Here is a 5,309-nt window from a genome sequence, read left to right as displayed (position 1 = left end):
AACAAGTAAAATTTTTGGCATTAGTTGCTCCTAAATTAAAAAAAGCTCCACGGAGAGCGAAGCCTACGCCTATTTTTTTTAGCATGGGCGCTTTGTACTTCAACCTGTGTTTTTGCTATTAACACACCCGTATGAGGATTGATTAAGGAGTATATGGTCTCCACCTGAACACGCGCTTTATAATTAAATTGCCCAGAACGCTGCTGCTGCCAGCATTGAAGTAGTTGTTCTTGTTGATACAAACAGACATCACTATAGGTGTTTAATAGCCATTTAAACTGTAAATCAAGATCGCAAAAATCCTGCTGTTCGGAAACCACGCAGACTTTTGGAGAAACACTAAAAACAGGGGTTTGTGCCACACTAAAACCACTAAAAAAAGTGGTAATAAACACAACTAATATTGAATACTTCATATTAAAAAGTACGATCGAATCCTATAAATGCAGTCATTGAATAAGTACGTTCAAAGAGCGGACTGCCATCCATAGCCGAATAGTCGTAATATGCTACATGAAAACGAAGAGAGTCAGCCTTACTCAGTGGCCAACGGGCGTCGATTTTAGCATAAGGTTGCCAACTACTACCAACGTCTATTTTGCCAAATTGAGTTTCACCCTCATTAAGTCCATAAAAATAGCTATTTAGTTCCGCAGATTTATAGTTTATTCCAAGTGTTGGCTTTATTTTAAGCTTTCCTAGCACAGTATGATATTGCCACTGCAATGCACCGCGTACACCTCGATAAACATCGGTTATATCATGCAGAGCCTGAACTGAAAAAACATGGTCATCATTTACATAGTGATATGCAATACCCGCATCCAAGGCAATTTGCCGTTTATGCAAATTATCAATATCAGCGTAGCGAGAGGACGAGGCTTCATTTTGCATTACAAACTGATTATTAAGAGCACTACTTTGCAATGCAAATACATTTTTAGGGTGCCAGTCTATAAAAAAGCGAGATTCAGAGTTGAGTTCACTAACTAGATTAAAGTGATGCTTTGGGGATTGTGAAAATGAATAGCCAAGGCGGCCATTATCAAAAAACCATTGCTCTGCATAAAACGCAATTTGTGGAATAAGCACAAGCGGAATATTATCTCCACCATGCAAAGGGTTGGTTATAACTCCAGCCCCAACGCTTAAACTCAAATGCAGGCGATCAGTTGTTATATCTTGCTCTGTATAATCGTCAGCATGCTTGCTTGCCTGTGTTGCTTGCACCGAAAGGCAAGCAAACAAAGTGCTAAAACATAGAGCAGTTAATAAGGAGAAGGAATACCGCATCAGCGTACATCAAAGTATTAAATTAAGTAAGTTCCCCATACTAGCAAGGTCTTTTTAAACTAGCTCTAGCTGGTTACAATTATTCACAATTTGTATACACAAATGTTAACTTTTGTGTTTTTGAAGTGACAAACCCTTCAAATTAGTTATGTGCGTTGGCTAAGCTGGCACTGCTTTGAGAAACTTTGGAAATGAGGGATAACCTCGCAAATGCTTTAATTCAAATAAAATCTGCAGGAAGCCAACTCTAACAACTTTTTTTTATTAACCTTACAAGCTACTAGGTTACCAAAGTTAATAGCGGCTTTAGCCTTAATAAATCAAGCTTCTGATGCTTATTAAATATCAGGGGCTATTTCTATTCGGTTTCGGCCATGCGTTTTTGCGATATATAAGGCTCTATCTGCACGCTCAACTAAAACTGAGCTATTAGTAAATGGACGTAAAATAGCTAAACCAAAACTTGCAGAAATAGCACGTTTAGCTGTTATATCATGCTTTTTACGAATCGCTAATTTCGCAATAGCTAAACGTATACAATCGGCAAACGCTATTATATCGTTAATAGTGTCAAAATAAGCTGTTATACAAAACTCTTCGCCACCGTATCTATATATATTTGCTGTTTCAGTTGTATTTTCTCTCACTTTTTTGGCAACTAACCTCAACACTTCGTCACCCTTTTGATGACCAAAGTCATCGTTAAAACGTTTAAAGTGATCAATATCAAACATAATTAGTACGGCAAGAGAATCTTCCTGTGCTTTCTCTGAGTATTCAAAACAAAATTTTACGATATCTGAATCAAACTTACCTCGGTTATAAAACCCCGTAAGCGTGTCGGTATCAGCTGCTTCTTTTGAAATATTAAGTGCTTCTTTTAAATCTTTTATTTCGTTGTAAGCAACAGCTAACTTAGTTTGAAATTCTCTAGCATAATCCTGCATAGCAATAGAATCGTCGGTTAAGCGCTCTACACAACCTAATATTTCATTATAAGAATTTACATCAGCAAGCATATTTAATTCATTTTGTGAATCAACTAAACTTGTTGTAAAGCTTTTGGAATGCTCAAGCGTGGTGCTTATATCTTGCTGGACTTGCTCCATGGTTGTATGGAACTTTTCAGTCATTTCTTGAAAGAAAGCCAGATCGTCTTGCGTTAAATGCTTATCAAAAATTTCTTTTGCTTTGTCTTGTGAGCATGTTTGTTGCTCAGCAATAACATGGTCTAATTCAGCATTTAATGAAGGGTTACTCCCTTGAATGTAACAGTACCAAATTGCATAGTTGATAGGCGTAACCGGCATGCGGTATTTTACCATCAAAGGAATCGCCTTTTTAAGGCATTGAGCAGAATGAGCAAGTGATACGGCGTGGTTCATAAATAAACTCTCAAGCGTCATTGTTTTTATTATTAGCACTCAATGTTAAGTAATAGTAAACTCATACGCAACCTATATTAATACTATTTAACTAATTTACTTGCTCTGTGTGTATATTAAATTGCTTTTGCTTCTAAAGTTTGCGCAATATTCCACAACGCACTGATTGCAGGGTCATTTAACTCTTTTCTTAATACCGCCAAACCGATATCAAACCCTTCAGGTGCTTGCATTTTTGGTGTTAGTATTTGTACCTTATCCTGCAGCGGGCTGTTATCTAGCACTATTTTAGGGACCATAGCGACACCTAGTCCTAAGCTCACCATAGATACCATTGCTTCATGTCCTGCAACTTGAGCGTAGATTTTTCCGTGAATATTATTTTTGCGCCACCAATGCTCTAACCTTTGGCGAGAAAAACCTTGTTCTGGGACAATAAACTCTAAATCAGACCAATTAATATCATCACTATTTTGTGTAAGCTTTTGTGTGATCGGACATTGAATTTTTGGGCCAATTAATAAAAGTGGTGAGTGCCCAATATCAACAAAGGCAATTTGCGACGGTAATTTATTAGGCTTAGCTGCAATTGCCATTAATTCGTGGCCATCAAGCACACGATTTATAGCAAGTGCTGGGTCGCCTGTATTTAATGTTATCTCTATGTACTGATGCTGCGCACGAAGTTGTTCTAATATTTGATGTAAAAAACTATAAGATGCAGTTACAGAACAATAAATACTTACTTTGCCGTAAATATGCTGTTGTGGGTCTTTTACATTCGTTTTAAAACGTTGCCAATTAGCAAGCGTTGCCGTTGCGTAATCAATAAAGGACTCCCCCTCACGCGTTAATTTAACGCTTCGGTTATCGCGGATAAACAATGCTACTCCAACTTCTTCTTCCAAATGTTTTATATTTCGGCTCAAAGTGGGTGCGCTTATGTGGCAAAGCTCACTTGCGCGCCCAAAGTGAAGTGTTTTAGCCAACGCTAAAAAGTAGTTTAAGTGCTTATGTTCCATCCAACCCCCTGCATTTCATATTATGAAACACTTTAATTCAAATATATCATTTTACGCAAGCAACGATTTTACATATGGTGTTTGTAAGCGCAGTAAACATTGCGCATCTAACAAACATGACTTTATAGGAAACTAACAATGGCGAATTATTTCAATACCTTACCTTTACGCGAGCAATTAGCGCAATTAGCGCAATGTGAATTTATGGACGCAGGCGAATTTGCCGATGGCGTTGATGCACTTAAAGGTAAAAAACTAGTTATTGTAGGCTGTGGCGCACAAGGTTTAAACCAAGGCTTAAACTTACGTGACTCTGGTTTAGATGTTTCTTACACATTACGCGCATCAGCTATTTCTGAGCGTCGCCAATCATTTTTGAACGCATCTGAAAACGGCTTTACTGTTGGCACTTACGAAGAACTAATCCCAACAGCTGATGTAGTACTTAATTTAACACCAGATAAGCAACATACTGCTGTAGTAAGTGCAATTATGCCGCTTATGAAAAAAGGCTCTACACTTGCCTACTCTCATGGCTTTAATATTGTTGAAGAAGGCATGCAAGTACGTGAAGACATTACTGTAATCATGGTTGCGCCTAAGTGTCCTGGTTCTGAAGTACGTGAAGAATACAAACGCGGTTTTGGTGTACCAACTCTAATTGCTGTTCACCCAGAAAATGACCCTCAAGGTCATGGTTTAGCACAAGCTAAAGCGTATGCAGCAGGGACTGGCGGACACCGTGCAGGAGTACTTAAATCATCATTTATTGCTGAAGTTAAGTCAGACCTAATGGGCGAGCAAACCATTTTATGTGGCATGTTACAAACTGGCTCTATTTTATGTTTTGATAAAATGATAGAAAAAGGCGTTGATGCGGGTTATGCATCAAAGCTAATTCAATACGGCTGGGAAGTAATTACCGAAGCACTTAAGTACGGCGGCGTTACAAACATGCTTGACCGCCTTTCAAACCCTGCAAAAGTAAAAGCGTTCGAACTAAGCGAAGAGCTAAAACTAATTATGCGCCCGCTTTATAATAAGCATCAAGATGACATCATCGACGGCACTTTCTCACGCACTATGATGGAAGACTGGAATAACGATGACGTAAACTTACTTAAATGGCGCGCTGAAACAGCAGAGACTAACTTTGAAAAGACCCCTGCTGGCGATGTAGAAATCTCAGAACAGGAATTTTTTGATAACGGTATTTTAATGGTAGCAATGGTAAAAGCAGGTGTTGAACTTGCTTTTGAAACCATGACAGCAGCCGGTATTATTGAAGAGTCAGCTTACTACGAGTCTTTACATGAAACGCCATTAATTGCTAATACTATTGCACGCAAAAAGCTTTTTGAAATGAACCGTACAATTTCTGACACTGCAGAGTATGGATGTTACCTATATAACCATGCATGTTTGCCATTACTTGCAGATTTTATGAAAAAAATTGATACAGATGTCATTGGTAAAGGCCTTGGCGAGCACAGTAACCAAGTTGATAACCAAACATTAATTCAAATTAACGCCGCCCTTCGTGAACACCCAGTTGAAAAAGTAGGTGCTAAATTACGTGGCTACATGTCAGCAATGAAAAAGATTGTTT

5 protein-coding genes are annotated in these 5,309 nt (G+C 38.3%); 1 reads left to right on the top strand and 4 read right to left on the bottom strand.

The genetic code is table 11. The annotated features are described in order from the left end of the window. Nucleotides 1-35 precede the first annotated feature (35 nt). The 4 genes from H5072_RS11060 to ilvY all read right to left on the bottom strand — a co-directional run bounded on the left by H5072_RS11060 (nucleotide 36) and on the right by ilvY (nucleotide 3,700). The gene (locus H5072_RS11060; RefSeq protein ID WP_024594944.1) at nucleotides 36-416 is read right to left on the bottom strand and encodes a DUF3019 domain-containing protein; all 381 of its coding nucleotides are present in this window, start codon (nucleotides 414-416) and stop codon (nucleotides 36-38) included. Nucleotide 417: 1 nt separating this feature from the next. After that, nucleotides 418-1,230: a MipA/OmpV family protein gene (locus H5072_RS11055; protein ID WP_024594945.1), complete on the bottom strand. Its 813-nt coding sequence runs from the start codon at nucleotides 1,228-1,230 to the stop codon at nucleotides 418-420. A gap of 401 nt (nucleotides 1,231-1,631) precedes the next feature. Further along, nucleotides 1,632-2,678 (bottom strand): GGDEF domain-containing protein, encoded by a 1,047-nt coding sequence (locus H5072_RS11050; RefSeq protein WP_024594946.1) that lies wholly within the window; start codon nucleotides 2,676-2,678, stop codon nucleotides 1,632-1,634. 116 nt (nucleotides 2,679-2,794) lie between these two features. Continuing rightward, nucleotides 2,795-3,700, bottom strand: a complete 906-nt coding sequence (ilvY, locus tag H5072_RS11045) for an HTH-type transcriptional activator IlvY (protein WP_024594947.1) — start codon at nucleotides 3,698-3,700, stop codon at nucleotides 2,795-2,797. Between the two features lie 138 nt (nucleotides 3,701-3,838). Between ilvY and ilvC the strand changes: the two genes are divergently transcribed. Continuing rightward, on the top strand, nucleotides 3,839-5,309 hold a 1,471-nt coding region (ilvC, locus tag H5072_RS11040; RefSeq protein WP_004335714.1), incomplete at its 3' end, for a ketol-acid reductoisomerase.

Source organism: Pseudoalteromonas sp. SR45-5 (assembly GCF_014163565.1).
GTDB lineage: Bacteria > Pseudomonadota > Gammaproteobacteria > Enterobacterales > Alteromonadaceae > Pseudoalteromonas > Pseudoalteromonas distincta.
Note: the sequence above shows the minus strand (reverse complement) of the source record. Positions and strands in the feature narration are given on the sequence as shown.

Excerpts from the sequence above, each read along its gene's own strand:
- H5072_RS11060 (WP_024594944.1), bottom strand. The coding sequence starts at position 416 with ATGAAGTATTCAATATTAGTTGTGTTTATTACCACTTTTTTTAGTGGT.
- H5072_RS11050 (WP_024594946.1), bottom strand. The coding sequence starts at position 2,678 with ATGAACCACGCCGTATCACTTGCTCATTCTGCTCAATGCCTTAAAAAG.
- ilvY (WP_024594947.1), bottom strand. The coding sequence starts at position 3,700 with ATGGAACATAAGCACTTAAACTACTTTTTAGCGTTGGCTAAAACACTT.